Origin of the sequence: Pseudomonas sp. Ost2 (assembly GCF_018326065.1) — a bacterium.
GTDB classification, from domain to species: domain Bacteria; phylum Pseudomonadota; class Gammaproteobacteria; order Pseudomonadales; family Pseudomonadaceae; genus Aquipseudomonas; species Aquipseudomonas gingeri.
Genome location: NZ_AP021904.1, coordinates 1,805,305 through 1,824,252, shown reverse-complemented (window position 1 = coordinate 1,824,252; position 18,948 = coordinate 1,805,305). Strand labels below are relative to the sequence as shown.

The following is an 18,948-nucleotide window of genomic DNA, read 5'->3' as shown; positions in this document are numbered from 1 at the left end:
ATGATCGGTAGCGTCAGTAGTTTATTGAGCTACGTCGGCTCCAGCAGCACGACGACGGCCACCCAACGCCAGCAACAATTCCAGAAGCAACTGCTTGCCAAGCTCGATACCAACGGCGACGGCGCCATCAGCCAGGATGAGCTGAAAACCGCCCTGGCGAACAAGCCCGACAGCAAGCTGCTGAATAACCTGAGCCAGGATTTCGCCTCGCTGGACACCGATGGCAACGGCAGCATCAGCACCGATGAACTGTCGGCGATGAAGCGTCCGGAACATGGGCACCACGCCCCCGACACCCAACTGGCCGACGCCCTGCTCAAGTCCCTCGACAGCAATGGCGACGGCTCCGTCAGCAGCGACGAACTGGCGGCCGGCCTGACCAATGCCGGCAGCACCGCCGACAGCGCTTCGCTGTTCTCGGCGCTGGACAAGGATGCCAGCGGCAGCATCAGCACCGACGAACTGGCCGCGGCGCTGGCCCCACCGCCGCCACCGCCACAACAGTTGTCCGGCAGCGATCTGTTCACTCAACTGGACAGCAACGGCGATGGCAGCATCAGCCAGGCTGAACTGACCAGCGCACTACAGGGCACTGACAGCAGCACCACCACCGCCAGCACCCGCGAAACCACCAGCGCCCTGCTGCTCAAGGCCCTGGCCAATACCGGCGGCACCACCAGCACCAGCCAGACGGCCCAGGACAATATTGCCGAAGCCCTCAGCCGCCTGATGGTTGGTCTCAACAGCCAGTATCAGCAGCGTGGCGCGACGGCGACCGGCAGCACCGCTGCCGCGGCGTGATCCCCCTGTAGAAAAGGACTTGTGGGAAGCGGTGTTTGTGTGGGAGCAGGCTTCTGTGGGAGCGGGCTTGCCCGCGAAGAGGCCCGCAAGATCACCAAAGACCTCGCGGGCAAGCCCGCTCCCACAAGTTCTGCATGCGCATGCTCAGGGCTTTTCTTCCCGCCGCCCCTGGCTCGCGCTCCAGTCGAGCAGCAGGCTGTAGGCCACCGCCAACAGGGTCGGGCCGATAAACAGGCCGATAAAGCCGAAGGCGATCAATCCGCCGAATACTCCCAGCAGCACGATCACCAGGGGCAGGTTGCCGCCGCGGCTGATCAGGTAGGGCTTGAGCACGTTGTCCACGCCACTGATGATGAACGTGCCCCAGATCCCCAGGAATATCGCCATGCCGTACTCGCCTTTCCAGGCCAGCCAGGCCGTGGCCGGGATCCACACCAGCGGCGGGCCCATGGGAATCAGGCTGAGCAGGAAGGTGGCGATGCCCAGCACCAGCGCCCCGGGCACCCCGGCGATGAGGAAGCCGATCAGCGCCAGCACGGCCTGGGCCGCCGCCGTACCGATCACGCCGTTGACCACCCGCTGCACCGTACCGGCCACCAGTTCCTGGTAATAATCGGCGCGCTCGCCGATCAGCCGTTCCAGCAGGCCATGGACAAAGGCCGCCAGGCGCGGGCCGTCGCGATAGAAGAAGAACACGAAGAGAATGCTCAGGGTCAGTTCGAGAATGCCGCCGCCGATCTGCGCGCTGCGGGCCAGCAGCCAGTTGCCGACCTGCCCCAGGTAAGGCTTGATCGCCAGCATCAGCGCCGCGCCCTGCTGATCGATGGTGTTCCAGGCGCCCACCAGCCGCTCGCCGACAATCGGCACCGAGGCCAGCCAGGTCGGCGCTTCCGGCAGGCCATCGACCTGGACATCCTTGATAAAGGCCACCGCATCGCGCACATGGTCCGCCAGGTTGAGCCCCAGCCACACCAGGGGCGCGGCCACCAGCAACATCCAGCCCAGGGTCAACAGGCCGGCGGCCAGCGACTCGCGGCCACCGAGCAGGCGCGTCAGCAGGCGCATCAGCGGCCAACTGGCAAAGGCCAGCACCGCGCCCCAGAACAGCGCCGACCAGAACGGCGCCATCACCCACAGGCTGGCGCCGAACAGCACCAGGAGCAGTATCTGCACCAACAGCCGATCATTATTGAGCATGGGGATTCCACGAAAGAGATCAGAAAGGAAAGTCTAGGCGAACACACGGGCGTGTGTCCGCCACTCCTGCCGCTACCGCAACAGTTCGAGGTGCAGGCCGCCGGTGCCGCTGTCGCCCAGTTCCAGCCGCGCGGCCCTGACGCCCTTGGCCACCAGGGCCTGGCGCCAGGCTTCGGCGGCAGCCCCGGACAGGCTGACCCGCGACGTGGTATCCAGGTTCAGGCCACGGGAAATCAGGGTGACCCAGGTGTCCTGCGGCTCCCCGGCGAGTTTGGGGAAATCGAGCTTGCCGGTGTCACGCAACTCGCGCAACAGGGTCGCCGAGGTCGGCAGCAGCTCACCCAAGGGGGCGCTCGCGGCAAACTGCTCGACGTGCAGGTACGCACGGCGATTGCCCCGGGTAATGCTGTACAGCGCCACCAGCGAGTTGTCCTGCGGCGCGGCCAGGCGCAACAGCAGGTAGGCCTGCTGGTCGTCGGCGCCGGACAGCACCGCATTGCCGAAGACCTCGTTGGCCCACAGGCTGTTTTCGCCACAATCCCGTGCCTGGCACCAGAACAGCAACTGCGCGCCCTCTTTCTGCAAGGCTTCGCGGGCCGCGGTGAAGGCTTCGTTGGCGGTCCGTTCCGGCGGCAACTCGTAGGTCACCGAGGTCATCTGCCCACGGGCGTTGACCTGGCCGTCGCTGCGCAAGCGGTTGCTGATCTTGCGGATCGAGCTCTGTGGATAAATCCGCTCCAGCTCGATCGGCGCGCGGTAGTCGACGATCTGCGCGTCGGGCAGGCGCGGCACGGGCGGCAGGTCATGGCTGCCCGGTACATCGGCGGCCAGGAGCACGGAACTGAAACACGCCAGGCCCAGGGCGCTGGCAAGGGCTGTGGATAACTTCATCAAATCGGCGGCGCCTGAATGCTGGGCACTGATGCCGGAGCGTGGTGACACGAAGTCGCGGTGGTGTCGAGATCTGGCATGGTTGTCTCCCTTTCAACCCGCCAAGCCTCGACAGTTGCCGGGCGCAAGTCAAGGAATGGCGAAGAAGCGATTGAAACAGTCTGCAACAAGGACCGCCCCGGCCTCGTCGTTCAGGTGCAGATGATGACCGCCGGGCAGCACTTGCTGGTTGAAGGGTAGCTGCTCCAGCAGACTCCGGTGCTGGGCCAGCATGCCTTGTTCGGCCACCACCAGTTGGGTCGGGCACGCCACCCGGTGGACAAAGGCCATGGCCTGTTCTTCGGTCAGGCGCAGGGGCGAGGCCAGGGTCAGGCGATTGTCGCTGCGCCAGGTGTAGCCGCCGGGCACCGGCATCAGCCCGCGCTGGGCCAGCAGTTCGGCGGCTTCGCGGCTGACCGCCACCAGGCCTTTCATGCGCGCCTCGACGGCCAGGTCGAGGGTCTTGTGCAGCGACTTGCGCTTGTCCTGCAGTTTCAGCTGCGCCTGCAGGGCCATGCCCAGGCGCTCGGCGGCATTCTCGCCCTTGGCCGTCGGCGGGATCACCCCGTCGATCAGCGCCAGGTGCGTGACCCGCTCGGGCAATGCGCCGGCCAACACCACCGAGACGATCGCCCCGAGGGAATGCCCGAGCAGGCCGAAACGCTGCCAACCCAGTTGTTCCGCCACCTGCAACACATCATGGACGTAGTCCCACAGGGCATAGCCGGCACCGACCGGACGGTGCCCGGAATGCCCGTGACCGGCCATGTCCAGGGCGATGATGCGCAGCCCCTTGAGCCGGGGTGCCAGGCGCGCAAAGCTGTTGGCGTTGTCCAGCCAGCCGTGCAGGGCGATCACCGGCAGGCCGTCTTCCGGACCGAACAGGTGGGCCGCCAGCTCGATATGCGGCAGGCTCAGGCGGACTTCCTCGACCGCCGTGCTCATGCCCGGCGTCCTTCGGCGGCACGCCGCTGCCAGCGGGTGAAAATGTCCTTGAGCAACTGGGCGGTGTCCTGCGGGCGTTCCAGGGGAAACATGTGACCTCCGGGCATGCTCAGGGATTCGCCCAGGGGCAGGCGTCCCACGGAACGGGTGTGATGACGCATCACCACGCGGCTCGAACGGCCACGCACCACCGCCAGCGGCACCTTCAGGTGCCGGGCCAGGCCCGGGCTGGTATGGGGCACGCCGCGGTAGATACTGATTTCGGTGGCCGGGTCGAAGCTCAACCGCAGGCGATCACCCTCGGGGCGCAAGCCATGTTGCAGGTAGGCATCGAAGCATTCCGGGTCGAAACCGCGAAACAGGGTCTTGCCGGAAAAATACTGGCGGGCCGCTTCCAGGTCGGCGAACTCCTCGCGTCGCCCCAGGGTACGCCCGGCCGGGGTCAGGCGGTCGATAAAGCCCAGGCGCTTGGCCGCGCGGATCACCCACTGGTCGGCGCGGGTCAGCACCGGCGAATCGAGCATCACCAGGCCTTTGTAGAGTTGCGGGCAGCGCAGGGCCGCGTGCAGGTGCAGGACCCCGCCCAGGGAATGGCCGACGCCCCAGACCGGTTCGGGCTGCTGTTCGAGGTGATGGATCAGTTCGTCGACCAGGTTGCGCCAGTTGTCGTCCACCGGGAAACGCGGGTCATGGGCATGCTGTTGCAGGTGTGCAACCTCATACTCCGGCGACAGGGCGGCGAACAGCTTGCCATAGGTGCCCGAAGGAAACCCGTTGGCGTGGGCGAAGAACACATGTTGCGACATACCGGAACCACTTCATGGAAAACAGGTGTTCATTGTCGGCAGGACGTCCGCCGCCAGCAATGACCGTAACTGCCAGGAATGATGACAGTCCGGCCATGGCCATGGCGCCTGTCAGCGGTTCGGCGGCGTCTGTCCCAGCGGCACCACCGCCATGGTCAGGCGCGAGACGCAGTTGGTCTTGCCCTCGTCGCTGCTCAGGCGGATATCCCAGACATGGGTGGTGCGCCCGATATGGACCGGCGTCGCCACCGCCGTCACCCGTCCGCTGCGCACGCCGCGCAGATGGTTGGCATTGATTTCCAGGCCGACGCAGTAGTACTGGCTGGTGTCGACACACAGGTAGCTGGCCATCGAGCCGACGGTTTCCGCCAGCACCACCGAGGCGCCGCCATGCAGCAGGCCGAACGGCTGGTGGGTACGGTGGTCGACCACCATGCTGGCGGTCAGTGACTGCTCGTCAAAGGCTTCGAAGCGAATGTCCAGCACTTCGCTGATGGTGTTCTTCGCCGAGGCATTGAGTTGGTCGATATTCGGAACGGTGCGCCACAGGGCCATCTTGCAATCCTCAGTTTTTATTTGTCATTCCTGCCACAACACGGGCTGCCCGTGCTCGCTCCACGCCTGGAACCGTGCGCCGTAGCACTGCTCGATCACCGGGCGCTTGAGCTTCAGGGTCGGCGTCAGAAAGCCGTTTTCAACCGCCCAACTATCTTTCACCACCACCAGCGCACGCAAGCGCTGATGTTTGTCGAGGGCCTGGTTGACCTCCTCCAGCAAGGTTTCCAGCCCTGCCTGCAAGCTCGCCCGGGGAACCTGGACAGCTGCGGCCGAGAGCACGCAGAGACCCAGCGGGGCCGACAAGCCATCACCGACGACGCAGACCTGTTCGAGCCAGGTATTGGCCGCCAGGAGGTTCTCGATGGGCGCCGGGGCCACGTACTTGCCCTTGCTGGTCTTGAAGATTTCCTTGAGCCGCCCGGTCAGCCGCAGATTGCCCAGGGCATCCTGTTCCCCCTTGTCGCCGGTGCGCAGGAAACCCTCCTCGGTCAGGGCTTCGGCCGTCTTGAGCGGGTCCTTGTAATAACCGAGCATGGTCGCGCCGCTGCGAACCAGCACCTCGCCCTGCTCGTCAATCCGCACCTCCACGCCCGGACAGGGCTGGCCGATCCACCCCGACACATGCTGGCCGCCCCGGCAGACATGGGAGTAGCCGCTGTTTTCGGTCATGCCATAGACCTCGCGCACCTCCAGCCCGAGGCGCCGATACCAGTGCAGCAGCTCCCGCGTCACCGGTGCCGCGCCGGACAGCGCGACGCGCAGGGCATCCAGCCCCAGCCCGGCGAGAACCTTGCGGCCGACCTGCCGCCCGAGCAGCGGCAGGCGCAGGAGCAGGTCCAGTCGCGCCGGCGCGATCCTTTCATGGACGCCCATCTGGAATTTGCTCCAGATCCGCGGCACGCCGAACATCGCCGTCGGCCGCGCACGCCTGAGATCGACCAGGAACGTGTCCAGGCTTTCGGCGAAAAACACCGTCTGCCCGGTGAAGAGCGATGCCAGCTCGACAAACATCCGTTCGGCCACATGGCACAGCGGCAGGTATGACAGCAGCCGGTCTTTTTCCCCCAGGCCGAACAGCCCAATCGCATGATTGGCGGCAAACGACAGGGTCGCGAAGCTGTGCATCACGCCTTTGGGCTGGCCGGTGGTGCCGGAGGTATAGATCACTGTCGCCAGTTGCTGCGCGGCGGGCAGCGGGTCGTCCTGGATCGGCGAACAGGCTTGCAGGTCGGCCCAGCGGAAATCGAAATCCCCCGCCGGGCACAGGGGCAGGCTGATGGTCGGCAGGCCGGCGGGAAGCCCCGGCTGCATGGCCGGCCAGTCATCGAGCTTGCCGATAAAGGCCAGCGCGGCCTCGGCGTGCCCGAGCACCTGGGCGACGGAGTCGGCCGTCAGGTTGGGGTACAGCGGCACCGAGACATGGCCGGCCATCCAGATCGCCAGGTCGGCAATGATCCAGTGGGCACAATTCTTCGAGATGATCGCCACATGGCTGCCCTGGGGCAACTCCCGGGCCCGCAGCCAGTGGGCCGCGCAACGTGCCTGGTGACCGACCTCGGACCAGCTCAGGGTCTGCACCTCGCCTCCGCCCAGCGGCTGGACCAGGTAAGCCTGGCGGGGATGGCGAGCTTCGCGCTCGTAGAAGACTTCCAGGGGCAAACGAAAAGCGGCAGACATAAGACTCCCTCCCTTGTTCTTATTCCGGATAAAAACCAACCAAGCACTTGCTTGGCCGACTATTTCACGGGCACGCCGGCACCGCAAGCCCGGCGATATCGTTCCCGGTCGGGAAAAACGGGTGGAATCTGATAGCAGGCCGACGGCGGATCGCGTCGAATTTCCGGTTTCCCAGCCCCTTACGAGACGTTCATGTCAACGATAGGCAGCCTTTTTCGAAGCTTGATCCCTGTCCGCAGCCCACGAACACAGCAGGCACAGCAGCCGGTATCGCCCGCATCGCCGGCGCACGCGCACCGGCAGCCCATGCCGGGAGCCTTTGCGGCAGCCCCCCTCGAACAGCACATGGCCGTGCTGGGACTCAAGGACTGTCTGTCGTCGGCGCAGGCATTCCTCGGCGGCGTTCCCGACCTGCGCCGTTACCCCCTGGGTGGGCTGCTGGAATTGATGGTGGCCTGCACCGGCCGTTTTCCCGGCATCCTGCAAAGCTGGGACGGTGTGCCGCTGGAAGGCGGCGGACGGGTGTCCCTGCATGTGGAAAAGAAGCTGTTCGACCTGCGGGTGCCGTCCACGCTGTCGCCGTCACTGACCCGGGCGATGAAGCTGTGCGCCTTGAATATCGCGGCAAGCGGCCGATATCCGGGGGACGCGCTGCCCTTCCACGACGTCGATACCCGGCTGCCGTTGAGGAACTGGCACAAGGACGCCATCTGCCAGGTGTTGCGCACGCTGCAGGTGACCAACGTCAACATGATCGGGGTCGACCTGAGTGGCGGCGACCTGGCGGGAGTGCGCTTTTTCGGCCAGTACCACGGAGCGAACTTCATGGCCGCCAATCTCAAGGGCGCCCTGCTGTCGAGTGGCTTCAAGGGCAACAACTTCGATCATAGCGACCTGCGCCACGCGATGTTCTCGGGGTACTTCGAGCACTGCACCTTCAAAGGCGCCAAGGTCAATACGGTGACCTTGAAACAGGCCCGGACCGAGCTGATCGGCGCGGTACTGACGCCATGAGGCAACGGACGGCGCCCGCTTCCGGCGCCGTCCGCGAGCCTGTCAGGGGTGACGGACGCTGTTGAGGGTCATGCCACCGGCCAGCGGCCAGTCGCCTTCCAGCTCCGCCAGGCTGGCGGTGCTCATCGGCTGGGCAGTGCGCAGGTGGCCGTCTTCGAGCAATCCGATCAGGCTGCCCACCAGCGGTTGATGGCTGACCAGCAGCAGGTTGTCGGGCGTATCCAGGTGCTCCAGCACCCTCGACGGATGGGTCTCGGGGGTCAGCCAGGGCACCGTGATGATCTCTGGCTCGAACCCCAGGGCTTCGCGTACCAGTTGCGCGGTCTGCTGGGCCCGGACATAGGGGCTGGCATAGATTGCCGTCAGTGGCTGGCCGATCAGGTGCGCGGCACTGCGCAGCACTTCCTTGCGGCCATGGGCGGTGAGGTTGCGCTCGGCATCGCTGCGCACCTGCGGCTCGGCTTCACCATGACGCAGCACCCATAACTTCATAGCTTGGGTTCCTCGTCACGGGCCGGGTGGGCAGCCGGCGGCACGCTGTGCGGGGCTTCGCCCTCGGGCGCGCGGGGTGTCGGCCAGTCGGCGAACGGCCAGGGTTTCTGGTCGCTGTGGAAGCTGCCGAAACGGCCGATCTGGGCGAGGTACTGGCTCAGGCTGTCACCGAAGTTCATCAGGTTGCCGCTTGGCGCGCCATAGACCAGCCGGTAGATCAGTTGCACCAGCACCAGGGCGCCGAGGATGAATTGCGTGACCTGCCAGACCAGCAGGAACAGCAGCATCCACACCACGCGCAACACAATGGATTCGTACTTGGCTTCGTTCATGTCTTGCTCCTGTCCCGTGGATCAGTTGAAACCGCTGGTGGAAATGAAATCGACATCGGTCTTCGGCTCACCGCGCATCAGCAAGGCGATCACCTGGTCAAGGGTACGCCCTTCGAACAGAATCGCGTGCAACCCGGCCACCAGCGGCATATAGACCCCCAGTTCCTGGGCCTTGGCCTTGAGCACCTTGAGCGTATTGACCCCTTCGGCCACTTCTCCCAGGCGGGTCACCGCGTCTTCCAGGCTCAGGCCCTGGCCCAGGGCGAAACCGACCTGGTAGTTGCGGCTCTTGGGCGAGGAACAGGTGACGATCAGGTCGCCCACCCCGGCCAGGCCGAGGAAAGTCATCGGGTTGGCGCCCTGGCTCACGGCAAACCGGGTCATTTCCGCCAGGGCCCGGGTAATCAGCATGCTCTTGGTGTTCTCGCCCATGCCCAGCGCCACCGCCATGCCGGCAATGATCGCGTAGACGTTCTTCAATGCCCCGCCCAACTCGACGCCAAACCGGTCGGCGCTGGCATAGACGCGGAAAGTCCGCCCGTGCAGCGCGGCCTGGACCCGGGTGCAGAGTTCTTCGTCTTCACTGGCGACCACGGTGGCGGTCAACGCATGCTCGGCCACTTCACGGGCCAGGTTCGGCCCCGACAACACGCCGATCCGCGCCTGCGGGGCAATGTCTTCGAGGATTTCGCTCATCAGTTTGAAGGTCTGCGCCTCGATGCCCTTGGTCAGGCTCACCAGCAACTTGCCGCTCAGTTGCCCGGCATGGGGCGCCAGCACGCTGCGCAAGGCGCTGGATGGCAGGGCGACAAAGAACAGCTCGCAGCTTTCGAGGGTCGCGGCCAGGTCGGTGACCGGCTCGACCGCCGGATGAATCTTGATGCCCTTGAGGTAACGCGGATTCTCGCGATTGACACGAATGGCCTCGGCCTGTTCAGGGTCGCGCATCCATTGGCGGACCCGATGCCCGTTCTCGGCCAGCAGATTGGCCACGGCGGTCCCAAAACTCCCGCCTCCCAGGACCGCGATAGGGTGCTGTTCAGTCATATGCAATCCGTTTATACCAATGGCGATGGCCGCATTATACGGAGCCACCCGGCGGCAGCCAGTCCCAAACGCATTCGGCGCAAAGGGCTCTGACACAAGGATTTGTCCGAATTTGCAGACAGAATGCAGGCCCTGTGCCATGGCAAACCCGCCCGGCTCGGTTAACATGCGCGGCTATTATCTGTTATCAAGGCTGAGCCGTGTACTTTGGCCCTCCCCTCACGCGTTCCCCCATGCTCCTGGCGCTGTTGCTCAGCAGCCCGGTGCTGGCCGACGACCTGTTCCTGGAAAACCAGCCGCTGCCCGAGGTATTGACCGCCACGCGCCTGAAACAATCCCCGGCCTCGGTGCCCGGCAGCATGACCGTGATCGACAACGAACTGATCAAGGCCAGTGGCGCCCGGGATATCGCCGAACTGCTGCGCCTGGTGCCGGGCATGATGGTCGGCTACACCAACGGCAACCAGGCGGCGATCAACTACCACGGGACCGACGCCGCCAACGCCCGGCGCATGCAGGTGCTGATCGACGGGCGCTCGGTCTACCGGGCCGGGCTGGCGACGGTGGACTGGAGCGATATCCCGGTGGCCATGGAGGATATCGAGCGCATCGAAGTCTTCCGGGGCCCGAACACCGTCAGCTACGGCGCGAACGCGCTGATGGCGGTGGTCAACATCCTGACCAAGTCCCCCGGCAGCACCCACGGCTCGCGCATCAAGGTCACCCGCGGCGAACGCGGCATCAATGACTGGTACGCCAGCGAGGGCTCCGGCTGGGAAACCGGCGACCTGCGCCTGTCGATGTCCGGCCAGCAGGACGACGGTTTCGACAGCGACCGTGTCGGCGCCGACTACCGCGACAGCCGGCGCCTGAACCGCTTCAACCTGTCGGTCAGCCAGATGCTCAATGAAAGCCAGAGCATCGACTGGCAGTTGAACGCCAAGGAAGGTACCAACCAGCGGCCGTATACCTACCAGGCGGTGTTCCCGGGGATCCAGGAAGCAGGCGACAACTCCGATGTGGTGGCCAAGGATTACGCCGGTTCCCTGCGCTGGAACCTGGATATCAGTCCGCAGCACAGCCTCTATATCCAGGGCTCGGCCCAGCACTGGGATCGCCAGCAGGTCTGGCGCGCCTGTGACGCCAAGGTATCGTTCAGCCCGCAGTTGACCCAGCTGTGGCAGCTCAATCCCAACTATGCGGAAAAGCTGGCGCGTGGCATGACCAACTACAACGTGGGCAGCCCGCCGGCGGGGAGTACTTCGGAGCAGGCATTGGCCAATCAGGTCCTCGACCAGTGGTACAACCAGGGCGGCAAGGACACCGTCTGCGGCGATATCGACCAGAGCACCCGCGAGACCCGCTACGACCTGGAACTGCAGGACACCCTGAGCCTGTCGGACAGCCTGCGCCTGGTCAGCGGCATGAACTATCGTTATGACCGGGCAGACTCCGAGACCTACTTCAATGGCACCGTCGACGACAACACCTGGCGCCTGTTCGGGCAGTTGGAGTGGCGCGCCAGCGAACACTGGTTGCTCCAAGGCGGCGCCATGTACGAAAACGCGCAACTGACCGGTGACTCATTGACCCCGCGGTTTGCCGTCAACTACCTGATCAATCCGCGACACGGCTTGCGTGCCGTGTATTCCAAGGCCATCCGTTCGCCGGACATGTTCGAGAACAACGTCAACTGGAGCTACCGGGTGACCAACCTCGACTCACCGACCTACGGCCAGACCAGCGGCCAGTATTTCGTCAAGACCCGCGGCCCGGGCAACCTCGACAAGGAGCGGATGCGCTCGCGGGAACTGGGTTACAACGGTTTCTTCACGGATATCGGGCTGAGCCTCGACGTGAAACTGTTCTACGACGAAATCACCTCGATGGTCAGTTCGCCGCTGCGCAACAACCAGTACATCGCCAGCAATGCCAACAGCGCCCGCTTCAGCGGTACTGAAACCCAGCTCGACTGGCACCTGAGCGCCGCCGACCGGCTACGCCTGACCTATGCCTATGTCGATACCCAGGCCAGCAATCCTACCGACGAACAGTTCACCGCCCGCAACAGCGGCTCCGCCGGCTGGATGCGCGACTGGGGCGCGGGCTGGTCGAGCGCGCTGTTCTATTACGGCGACGACGCGATCAACCAGTATCGTTTCCAACGGGTCGACCTGCGGGTCGCCAAGCGCATCCCCTTGCGCAAGGCCAGCCTGGAGCTGTCGGGGGTCGTGCAGCAACGCCTGGATGACCAGCCCGTCACCTGGCCCGACAACAACTACGACCAGCGCCAGGTGTTCTACTTCAGCGCCGAGCTGGAATTCTGAGCATGGACGACCGTCAGTCAAGGATGACATCAGCCTGCGGAGCCTGGCTCGGCAAGCTGGCCAGCGGCCTGCTGGTGCTGCTGGTACTGATAGTCCAGGCCCGGGCCGCCGATGTGCTGCTCACCGGCGCCGAGGACAGTTCCGGGGTACAGGCCTTTACCAGCGCCCTGGCGCAGCAGCGCCCCGAGGACCGGGTACGCTTCGTGCCTTTCGGGCAACTGCCGCCGCCGAGCCAACTGCCGCCAGGGACACGCCTGATCCTGCTCGACCCGCCCAGCCTCGACTGGCGCCTGGGCGATCGCCAGGGCCCGGCCACCCTGGTCTTGCGCATCAGCCGCCTGCAAGCGCGCCAGCGCCTCGGCGAACAGTTGCCGAACCAGCTCAGCCTGCTCTGGAGCGATCCACCGCCCTCGCGACAATTGCACCTGATCAACGCGGTGTTGCCGCAGGCGCGACGGGTCGGCGTGCTGTATGACGATGACAGCGAGTTCCTCCTCGCGGAACTGCGTCAGGCGGCCCAGCCGCTGGGACTGGAAATCGTCCCCCAGCGCTGGGACGATACCGCCGACAGCCGCCCCCTGCAGAACCTGTTGCGCGGCAGCGACGTGTTGCTGGGGATCGACGATGCGACGCTGTACAACCCGAAGACCGCGAAAAACCTGCTGCTCAGCAGCTATTCCCGGCAGTTGGCGCTGATCGGGCCGAACGCCGGCTTCGTCAAGGCCGGCAGCCTGGCCAGCAGCTACAGCGACCAGAACGACTGGCTGGCGATCCTCGACAAGCTGCTCGACCAATCCCCCAACAGCTGGCCGCGCACGCTCTACCCCCCGCGTTTCAAAATACTGAGCAATCCGCAGGTTGCCCGCTCGCTGAGCCTGGAGCCGATCGACGAAGTCTCGGTCGCCACCCGGCTGGCCGAAGGAGAATCCCACCCATGAACCTGCGCCGGCACTGGGGCATCAACGCCCGTACCCAGATGATCAGCCTCGGCCCGGCCCTGCTGCTGACCCTGTTGCTGATCAGCTTCTTCACTTTCGTGCGGATCCAGGACCTGCGCCAGGAACTCAATCACACCGGCCAGTTGATCGCCAACCAGTTGGCACCGGCCACGGAGTACGGCGTCATATCTGGTAACAATGAAGTGCTCGAAAGCCTGATGAAGGCCAGCCTGACCACTCCGCATGTGCGTTTCCTCGAAGTCCAGGACCGCAGCAACAACATCCTGGTCTATGTCGAGCAACCCTCGGAAAGCCATAGTCGCGCGCAACAGGTCGAAGTGTTCCAGGCCCCCGTGCGCCTGCAACGCATCCAGCTCGACAGCGATTTCCTGCAAGGCACCAGTGGCGCCGCCGTGGCCGCGGGCGAGGATTACCTGGGGCGGGTGATCGTCGGCATGTCCAACGACGCCTTCAACCAGCGCCAGCAGGAAATCCTGCTCAAGGCCGGGATCCTGGCGCTGTTCGCCCTGCTCTTCACCTTCCTGCTGGCCCGCCGCCTGGCGGCCAACCTGTCGCAGCCGATCAGCGCCATGGGCCACGCGGTCAAGGCCATCCAGCAGGGCGACTACAAGACCCCGCTGCCGGTGCCGGATGACACCGAGCTCGGCGACCTGGCGCGGCATATCAACAACCTGGCCACCGGCCTCGAACAAGCCAGTCGCGAACAGCACCAGGCCATCGCGCAACTGATCCAGACCCGCGAGGAAGCGGAACGGGCGAACAATGCCAAGTCCGACTTCCTGGCCATGATGAGCCACGAGTTGCGTACCCCGATGAACGGCGTGCTGGGCATGCTGCAACTGCTCGAAACCACGGAGATGACCGACGAACAGGCCGAGTACGCGACCCTCGCCTCGGAGTCCACCGAGCACCTGCTCAAGGTCATCAATGACATCCTCGATTTCTCGCGGATCGAGCGCTCGGCCCTGGAACTGGAACATATTCCTTTCGGCCTCGGCGAGCTGATCAGCAGCTGTGCCCAGGCCTTCCAGCACAGTGCCGTGCAACGCGGGCTGCAACTGAACCTGCAGTTCCCGCCGGGCCTGCACAACCTGCAGGTCAAGGGCGACCCGACACGGATCCGGCAGATCCTGGTCAACCTGGTCGGCAATGCGCTGAAATTCACCGAGCACGGCAGCGTCAGTATCGAGCCGGCCTGGCAGGGCCTGGACGATGAGGTGATCTGGTTCAGTTGCACGGTGCGCGACAGCGGCATCGGCATTTCCGCCGAACGGCTGGAACTGATGTTCAATGCCTTCCAGCAGGCCGACAGCTCGATCTCCCGGCGTTATGGCGGCACCGGCCTCGGCCTGCCGATTGCACGGACCCTGGCCGAGCGCATGGGCGGCACCCTGCATGCGCGCAGCGAAGAGGGCCAGGGTTCGGTGTTCACCCTGGAAATCCCCCTCGCCCTGTACCGCCAGGTCGAGCCCGAGGCCTTGCCGCAGCTGCTGGCCGGCCACGGCGAAGGGCGCAAGGTCCTGCTGGTGGAGGACAACCCGGTGAACCAGACCGTCATCGAAGCCATGTTGCGCAGCCTGGGCTTCGAGGTCAGCCTGGCCCATGACGGCATCGAGGCGGTCGAGCTGGCGAAAACCGGCGATTTCGCGGCAATCCTGATGGACTGCCGGCTGCCGCTCGTCGACGGCTACGAGGCCACCCGGCAGATCCGCCAATTGCCCGACGGCGCGCAGTTGCCGATCATCGCCCTGACCGCCAACGCCTTGCAGGGCGACCGCGAGCAGTGCCTGGTGGCGGGCATGAACGATTACCTGGCCAAGCCCTTCAAACGCACTGATCTGCAACAGATTCTGCGGCGTTGGGTACCTTGAATACGATGTGCGACTGGCGTGAAAGGCGAAAGTGCGGCAGTCTTAGGCACCCAAACGAGCCATGAAACCGGCTTGAATAATAATTTCAGTGCACAAGTGTACATTCATGTCCCTTGTGCTGTGACTTTCACTACAACGCAATAGTCTATGAGTAGGCTGTCGATTCGAGGCATGAAGGCTTCGATCGGCCGGGAAGATTTGCCCCACCCTGCCGCATGGGATTATTGAGGAGCTCGCATGACCAAACAAAACGCCTTTACCCGGGAAGATCTGCTTCGCTGCAGTCGCGGTGAGCTGTTCGGCCCAGGTAACGCGCAACTGCCCGCCCCGAACATGCTGATGGTGGATCGCATCACCCATATCAGCGAAGAGGGTGGCAAGTACGGCAAAGGTGAATTGGTCGCCGAGCTGGATATCACCCCGGACCTGTGGTTCTTCGCCTGCCACTTCGAAGGCGATCCGGTGATGCCGGGCTGCCTGGGCCTCGATGCCATGTGGCAACTGGTCGGCTTCTTCCTCGGCTGGCAGGGCCTGCCGGGCCGCGGCCGCGCGCTGGGTTCGGGCGAAGTGAAATTCTTCGGCCAGGTCCTGCCGACCGCCAAGAAGGTCACCTATAACATTCAGATCAAGCGCGTCCTCAAGGGCAAGCTGAACCTGGCCATCGCCGACGGTTCGGTGACGGTCGACGGTCGCGAGATCTACACCGCCGAAGGCCTCCGGGTCGGCGTTTTCACCTCCACTGACAACTTCTAAGGGTTATCCGCATGCGCCGCGTCGTTATCACTGGTCTGGGCATCGTTTCGTGCCTGGGCAATGACAAAGAGACCGTCTCCGCTAACCTGCGTGCAAGCCGCCCTGGCATCCGCTTCAACCCGGAATATGCCGAAATGGGTCTGCGTAGCCAGGTTTCCGGCTCCATCGACCTCAACCTCGAAGAACTGATCGATCGCAAGATCTATCGCTTCGTCGGCCACGCGGCGGCTTATGCCTACCTGGCCATGAAGGACGCGATCGCCGACTCCGGCCTGACCGACGAGCAGGTTTCCAACCCGCGTACCGGCCTGGTGGCCGGCTCCGGCGGCGCATCGACCCTGAACCAGATGGAAGCGCTGGATATCCTGCGCGAAAAAGGCGTGAAGCGCGTCGGTCCATACCGCGTGACCCGCACCATGGGCAGCACTGTTTCCGCGTGCCTGGCCACGCCGTTCAAGATCAAGGGCCTGAACTACTCGATCTCCTCCGCCTGCGCCACCAGTGCCCACTGCATCGGTACCGCGCTGGAGCAGATCCAGATGGGCAAGCAGGACATCGTCTTCGCCGGCGGCGGTGAAGAAGAGCACTGGAGCCAGTCGTTCCTGTTCGACGCCATGGGCGCCCTGTCCACCCAGTACAACGACACGCCGGAAAAGGCCTCCCGTGCCTACGACGCCAAGCGTGACGGTTTTGTCATCGCCGGCGGCGGCGGCATGGTCGTGGTCGAGGAGCTGGAACACGCCCTGGCCCGTGGCGCGAAGATCTACGCCGAGATCGTTGGCTACGGCGCGACGTCCGATGGCTACGACATGGTTGCGCCAAGCGGCGAAGGCGCCGTGCGCTGCATGCAGATGGCAATGGCCACCGTTGACGGTCCGATCGACTACCTGAACACCCACGGCACCTCGACTCCGGTCGGCGACGTCGCGGAAATGAAGGGCGTGCGTGAAGTCTTCGGCGACAAGGCCCCGGCCATCAGTTCGACCAAGAGCCTGTCCGGTCACTCCCTGGGCGCCGCCGGCGTTCACGAAGCGATCTACTGCCTGCTGATGATGGAAGGCAAGTTCATTGCCGGTTCCGCCAACATCGACGAGCTGGACCCGGAAGTCGCCGACCTGCCGGTACTGACCAAGACCCGCGAAAACGTCGAGCTGAACAACGTGATGAGCAACAGCTTCGGCTTCGGCGGCACCAACGCCACCCTGGTCCTGAAGCGCTGGCAGGGCAAGTAAGCCCGACCTGATCGCGAGATGAAAAACGCCCCGACCGGTTCGGGGCGTTTTTTTTGCCTGAAATATCAGCCCCGCTTGTGTGGGAGTGGGCTTGCCCGCGAATGGCGCGAAGCGGTGTTTCAGATACAGCGCATTATCGTTCTTCGTGGGCAAGCCCACTCCTACAAGTCTGTGCCACAGGCCACGGCGCTCTTACACCGAGAAGCGTGCCACCAGGCCATTGAGGTCCACCGCCAGCCGTGACAGCTCCTGGCTCGCCGCACTGGTCTGGTTGGCCCCGGCCGAGGTCTGCAGGGCCAGGTCGCGGATATTCATCAGGTTGCGGTCCACCTCCCGCGCCACCGCCGCCTGCTCCTCCGAGGCGCTGGCAATCACGATATTGCGCTCGTTGATCAGGGTGATCGCCGCGGCGATCTCATCCAGGGCATCGCCTGCGGCCTTGGCCACTTCCAGGGTCGAACGGGCCCTGCCATTGCTTTTCTGCATGGCGCTGACCGCCTGCTCGGTGCCCTGCTGGATCGCCCCGATCATCTGCTCGATTTCCTGGGTCGATTGCTGGGTACGATGGGCCAGCCCGCGCACCTCATCGGCCACCACGGCGAAACCGCGCCCGGCCTCCCCGGCCCGGGCCGCCTCGATGGCCGCGTTCAACGCCAGCAGGTTGGTCTGCTCGGCCACCGAACGGATCACCTCCAGCACCTTGCTGATGCCATAGACCTTCTGCGCCAGGTCCTCGACCTGCAGCACATTGCCACTGACGTCATCGGCCAGCGACTCGATGGACAGCACCGCCTGGCGTACCTGCTCGCGACCATGCTGGGCAATCCGGTCGGACTCGCGCGAGGCCTCGGACGTCGCCACCGCGTTGCTCGCCACTTCCTCCACTGCCGCAGTCATCTGGTTGACCGCGGTGGCCGCCTGCTCGATCTCCAGGCTCTGCTGGTGCAAGCCACGGGTGGCATCCTCGGTGACGCAACTGAGCTCTTCGGAAGCGGAGGCCAACTGGCTGGAAGAATCGGAAATCTGCCGGATCGTCTCCCGCAGGCGCTGCTGCATGTCCTTGAGCGCCGCCTGCAGGCGCGCCGGCTCGTCGTGGCCGTCGACATCGATCACCGCGGTCAGGTCGCCGGAGGCCACCACCTCGGCCACCCCCAGCGACTGCGCCAGCGGCAGGACGATGCTGCGGGTCAGCAGCAGCGCGAGGCCGACGGTGATCAGAGCGGTCAGGGCAATCATCCCGGCGACCCAGATCCGCGAGCGACTGAACACGGCCTGGGCCAGGTCCGTGGCCTGGGTGGCATGGTGCTTGTTGAGTTCCACCAGCTCATGCAGGGTCGTGGCCATTTCATCGGCCAATTGGTTCATCTCGCCGTTGACGATACGCACCGCGTCTTCGAGCCGCCCCTCTCCGGACAAGGCCATGACCTGCTGCTGGCGCTGGAGGTATTGCTGCTCGACGCCCTTGAAACGCTCGAACATCTCCTGCTCCCGAGGCAACGACATCAGCGCCTCATAACGCCCCTGCGCCTTGTCCAGGCCGCTTTTCAGTTGATTGAGCTTGGCTTCGTTCTCCGCCAGGGCCTGGGGATCGCGGTTGAGCAGCAGGCGCAGGGTCAACGCCCGGACCCGCAGCAGATCCTGGCTGATCTCGCCGACCGCCATCACACTGGGCAACCAGTTGGTTTCCACCGCTTCGGACTGCTGGCGCATATTGCCCATCTGCAACAGGGCAAAGCCGCCCAGCAGGCACACCATCAACGCCAGCAGGCCAAACCCCAGGCCCGCCCGTGGCGCTATGTTCAAACTCCGGATACTGCTCATCGCTTCGGCTCCCTCCGCAAGACTTCATGTAAAAAACTTCGCTCACAACGGTTTCGTCGCAAAACTTCGGCAAAAAACGCGGCATCCACCCGCTATCACGCTGTCTTCAACGGTAGAGGCATTTGCAACATTTGCGTTAGACGAAAGCGTGATATCAAAGCGCCCAAGAAGTCCGATATGCGCTCC

17 protein-coding genes are annotated in these 18,948 nt (G+C 64.5%); 7 read left to right on the top strand and 10 right to left on the bottom strand.

Going from position 1 to position 18,948, the window contains the following annotated elements; translation table 11 throughout:
• Positions 1-801, top strand: coding sequence for a XopAW family type III secretion system calcium-binding effector (gene xopAW / locus KI243_RS08050; RefSeq protein ID WP_042936147.1), 801 nt, complete (start codon positions 1-3; stop codon positions 799-801).
• 144 nt (positions 802-945) lie between these two features.
• Here xopAW and KI243_RS08045 read toward each other — a convergent pair whose 3' ends face one another.
• From KI243_RS08045 to KI243_RS08020, 6 genes are all read right to left on the bottom strand, one after another.
• Positions 946-1,998 (bottom strand): AI-2E family transporter, encoded by a 1,053-nt coding sequence (locus tag KI243_RS08045; protein WP_103032966.1) that lies wholly within the window; start codon positions 1,996-1,998, stop codon positions 946-948.
• A gap of 72 nt (positions 1,999-2,070) precedes the next feature.
• Entirely contained in the window at positions 2,071-2,889 is an 819-nt protein-coding gene (locus KI243_RS08040; RefSeq protein ID WP_212810671.1) for a DUF4892 domain-containing protein, read from the bottom strand.
• A 129-nt stretch (positions 2,890-3,018) separates the two neighbouring features.
• Positions 3,019-3,873 carry an alpha/beta hydrolase gene (locus KI243_RS08035; protein ID WP_017127995.1) on the bottom strand — a complete coding sequence of 285 codons (855 nt, stop codon included), beginning with the start codon at positions 3,871-3,873 and terminating at the stop codon, positions 3,019-3,021.
• Entirely contained in the window at positions 3,870-4,679 is an 810-nt protein-coding gene (locus KI243_RS08030; protein WP_017127994.1) for an alpha/beta hydrolase, read from the bottom strand. The genes KI243_RS08035 and KI243_RS08030 overlap by 4 nt, the downstream gene beginning before the upstream one ends.
• A 111-nt stretch (positions 4,680-4,790) precedes the next feature.
• Complete coding sequence (locus tag KI243_RS08025; protein WP_017127993.1) at positions 4,791-5,234, bottom strand: hotdog fold thioesterase; 444 nt, start codon at positions 5,232-5,234, stop codon at positions 4,791-4,793.
• A 24-nt stretch (positions 5,235-5,258) separates the two neighbouring features.
• A complete protein-coding gene (locus tag KI243_RS08020) occupies positions 5,259-6,914 on the bottom strand; it encodes an AMP-binding protein (protein WP_177146543.1) in 1,656 nt (551 codons plus the stop codon).
• A gap of 306 nt (positions 6,915-7,220) precedes the next feature.
• Between KI243_RS08020 and KI243_RS08015 the strand changes: the two genes are divergently transcribed.
• Positions 7,221-7,928, top strand: coding sequence for a pentapeptide repeat-containing protein (locus KI243_RS08015; protein WP_244861824.1), 708 nt, complete (start codon positions 7,221-7,223; stop codon positions 7,926-7,928).
• Between the two features lie 42 nt (positions 7,929-7,970).
• On the opposite strand, the gene sixA is transcribed toward KI243_RS08015, so the two are convergent.
• Genes sixA through KI243_RS08000 form a run of 3 tightly spaced genes read right to left on the bottom strand, consistent with a single transcriptional unit; the run spans position 7,971 to position 9,799 of the window.
• Positions 7,971-8,420 carry a phosphohistidine phosphatase SixA gene (sixA, locus tag KI243_RS08010; protein ID WP_017127990.1) on the bottom strand — a complete coding sequence of 150 codons (450 nt, stop codon included), beginning with the start codon at positions 8,418-8,420 and terminating at the stop codon, positions 7,971-7,973.
• Complete coding sequence (locus tag KI243_RS08005; protein WP_017127989.1) at positions 8,417-8,752, bottom strand: DUF4389 domain-containing protein; 336 nt, start codon at positions 8,750-8,752, stop codon at positions 8,417-8,419. Before KI243_RS08005 ends, sixA begins: the two co-directional genes overlap by 4 nt.
• 21 nt (positions 8,753-8,773) lie before the next feature.
• A complete protein-coding gene (locus tag KI243_RS08000; protein ID WP_017127988.1) occupies positions 8,774-9,799 on the bottom strand; it encodes an NAD(P)H-dependent glycerol-3-phosphate dehydrogenase in 1,026 nt (341 codons plus the stop codon).
• A gap of 200 nt (positions 9,800-9,999) precedes the next feature.
• On the opposite strand from KI243_RS08000, the gene KI243_RS07995 reads away from it, so the two are divergent.
• The 5 genes from KI243_RS07995 to fabB all read left to right on the top strand — a co-directional run bounded on the left by KI243_RS07995 (position 10,000) and on the right by fabB (position 16,941).
• On the top strand, positions 10,000-12,126 hold the full coding sequence (locus KI243_RS07995) for a TonB-dependent receptor (protein WP_212810670.1): 2,127 nt from the start codon (positions 10,000-10,002) through the stop codon (positions 12,124-12,126).
• 23 nt (positions 12,127-12,149) lie between these two features.
• Positions 12,150-13,064 (top strand): ABC transporter substrate-binding protein, encoded by a 915-nt coding sequence (locus KI243_RS07990; RefSeq protein WP_017127986.1) that lies wholly within the window; start codon positions 12,150-12,152, stop codon positions 13,062-13,064.
• Positions 13,061-14,956 carry an ATP-binding protein gene (locus tag KI243_RS07985; protein ID WP_017127985.1) on the top strand — a complete coding sequence of 632 codons (1,896 nt, stop codon included), beginning with the start codon at positions 13,061-13,063 and terminating at the stop codon, positions 14,954-14,956. The genes KI243_RS07990 and KI243_RS07985 overlap by 4 nt, the downstream gene beginning before the upstream one ends.
• A gap of 237 nt (positions 14,957-15,193) precedes the next feature.
• The gene (fabA, locus tag KI243_RS07980) at positions 15,194-15,709 is read left to right on the top strand and encodes a 3-hydroxyacyl-[acyl-carrier-protein] dehydratase FabA (protein ID WP_017127984.1); all 516 of its coding nucleotides are present in this window, start codon (positions 15,194-15,196) and stop codon (positions 15,707-15,709) included.
• Positions 15,710-15,720: 11 nt separating this feature from the next.
• Positions 15,721-16,941, top strand: coding sequence for a beta-ketoacyl-ACP synthase I (gene fabB, locus KI243_RS07975; protein ID WP_177085250.1), 1,221 nt, complete (start codon positions 15,721-15,723; stop codon positions 16,939-16,941).
• Positions 16,942-17,133: 192 nt separating this feature from the next.
• Here the strand turns inward: fabB and KI243_RS07970 are convergent, their stop codons facing one another.
• On the bottom strand, positions 17,134-18,762 hold the full coding sequence (locus KI243_RS07970) for a methyl-accepting chemotaxis protein (RefSeq protein WP_212810669.1): 1,629 nt from the start codon (positions 18,760-18,762) through the stop codon (positions 17,134-17,136).
• Between the last annotated feature and the right edge of the window lie 186 nt (positions 18,763-18,948).

Excerpts from the sequence above, each read along its gene's own strand:
- KI243_RS08005 (WP_017127989.1), bottom strand. The coding sequence starts at position 8,752 with ATGAACGAAGCCAAGTACGAATCCATTGTGTTGCGCGTGGTGTGGATG.
- sixA (WP_017127990.1), bottom strand. The coding sequence starts at position 8,420 with ATGAAGTTATGGGTGCTGCGTCATGGTGAAGCCGAGCCGCAGGTGCGC.
- KI243_RS08035 (WP_017127995.1), bottom strand. The coding sequence starts at position 3,873 with ATGAGCACGGCGGTCGAGGAAGTCCGCCTGAGCCTGCCGCATATCGAG.
- KI243_RS08040 (WP_212810671.1), bottom strand. The coding sequence starts at position 2,889 with ATGAAGTTATCCACAGCCCTTGCCAGCGCCCTGGGCCTGGCGTGTTTC.
- KI243_RS08025 (WP_017127993.1), bottom strand. The coding sequence starts at position 5,234 with ATGGCCCTGTGGCGCACCGTTCCGAATATCGACCAACTCAATGCCTCG.
- xopAW (WP_042936147.1), top strand. The coding sequence starts at position 1 with ATGATCGGTAGCGTCAGTAGTTTATTGAGCTACGTCGGCTCCAGCAGC.
- KI243_RS07990 (WP_017127986.1), top strand. The coding sequence starts at position 12,150 with ATGACATCAGCCTGCGGAGCCTGGCTCGGCAAGCTGGCCAGCGGCCTG.
- KI243_RS07970 (WP_212810669.1), bottom strand. The coding sequence starts at position 18,762 with ATGAGCAGTATCCGGAGTTTGAACATAGCGCCACGGGCGGGCCTGGGG.
- KI243_RS07985 (WP_017127985.1), top strand. The coding sequence starts at position 13,061 with ATGAACCTGCGCCGGCACTGGGGCATCAACGCCCGTACCCAGATGATC.
- KI243_RS08000 (WP_017127988.1), bottom strand. The coding sequence starts at position 9,799 with ATGACTGAACAGCACCCTATCGCGGTCCTGGGAGGCGGGAGTTTTGGG.
- KI243_RS08020 (WP_177146543.1), bottom strand. The coding sequence starts at position 6,914 with ATGTCTGCCGCTTTTCGTTTGCCCCTGGAAGTCTTCTACGAGCGCGAA.
- KI243_RS08015 (WP_244861824.1), top strand. The coding sequence starts at position 7,221 with ATGCCGGGAGCCTTTGCGGCAGCCCCCCTCGAACAGCACATGGCCGTG.
- KI243_RS08045 (WP_103032966.1), bottom strand. The coding sequence starts at position 1,998 with ATGCTCAATAATGATCGGCTGTTGGTGCAGATACTGCTCCTGGTGCTG.
- fabA (WP_017127984.1), top strand. The coding sequence starts at position 15,194 with ATGACCAAACAAAACGCCTTTACCCGGGAAGATCTGCTTCGCTGCAGT.
- KI243_RS08030 (WP_017127994.1), bottom strand. The coding sequence starts at position 4,679 with ATGTCGCAACATGTGTTCTTCGCCCACGCCAACGGGTTTCCTTCGGGC.
- fabB (WP_177085250.1), top strand. The coding sequence starts at position 15,721 with ATGCGCCGCGTCGTTATCACTGGTCTGGGCATCGTTTCGTGCCTGGGC.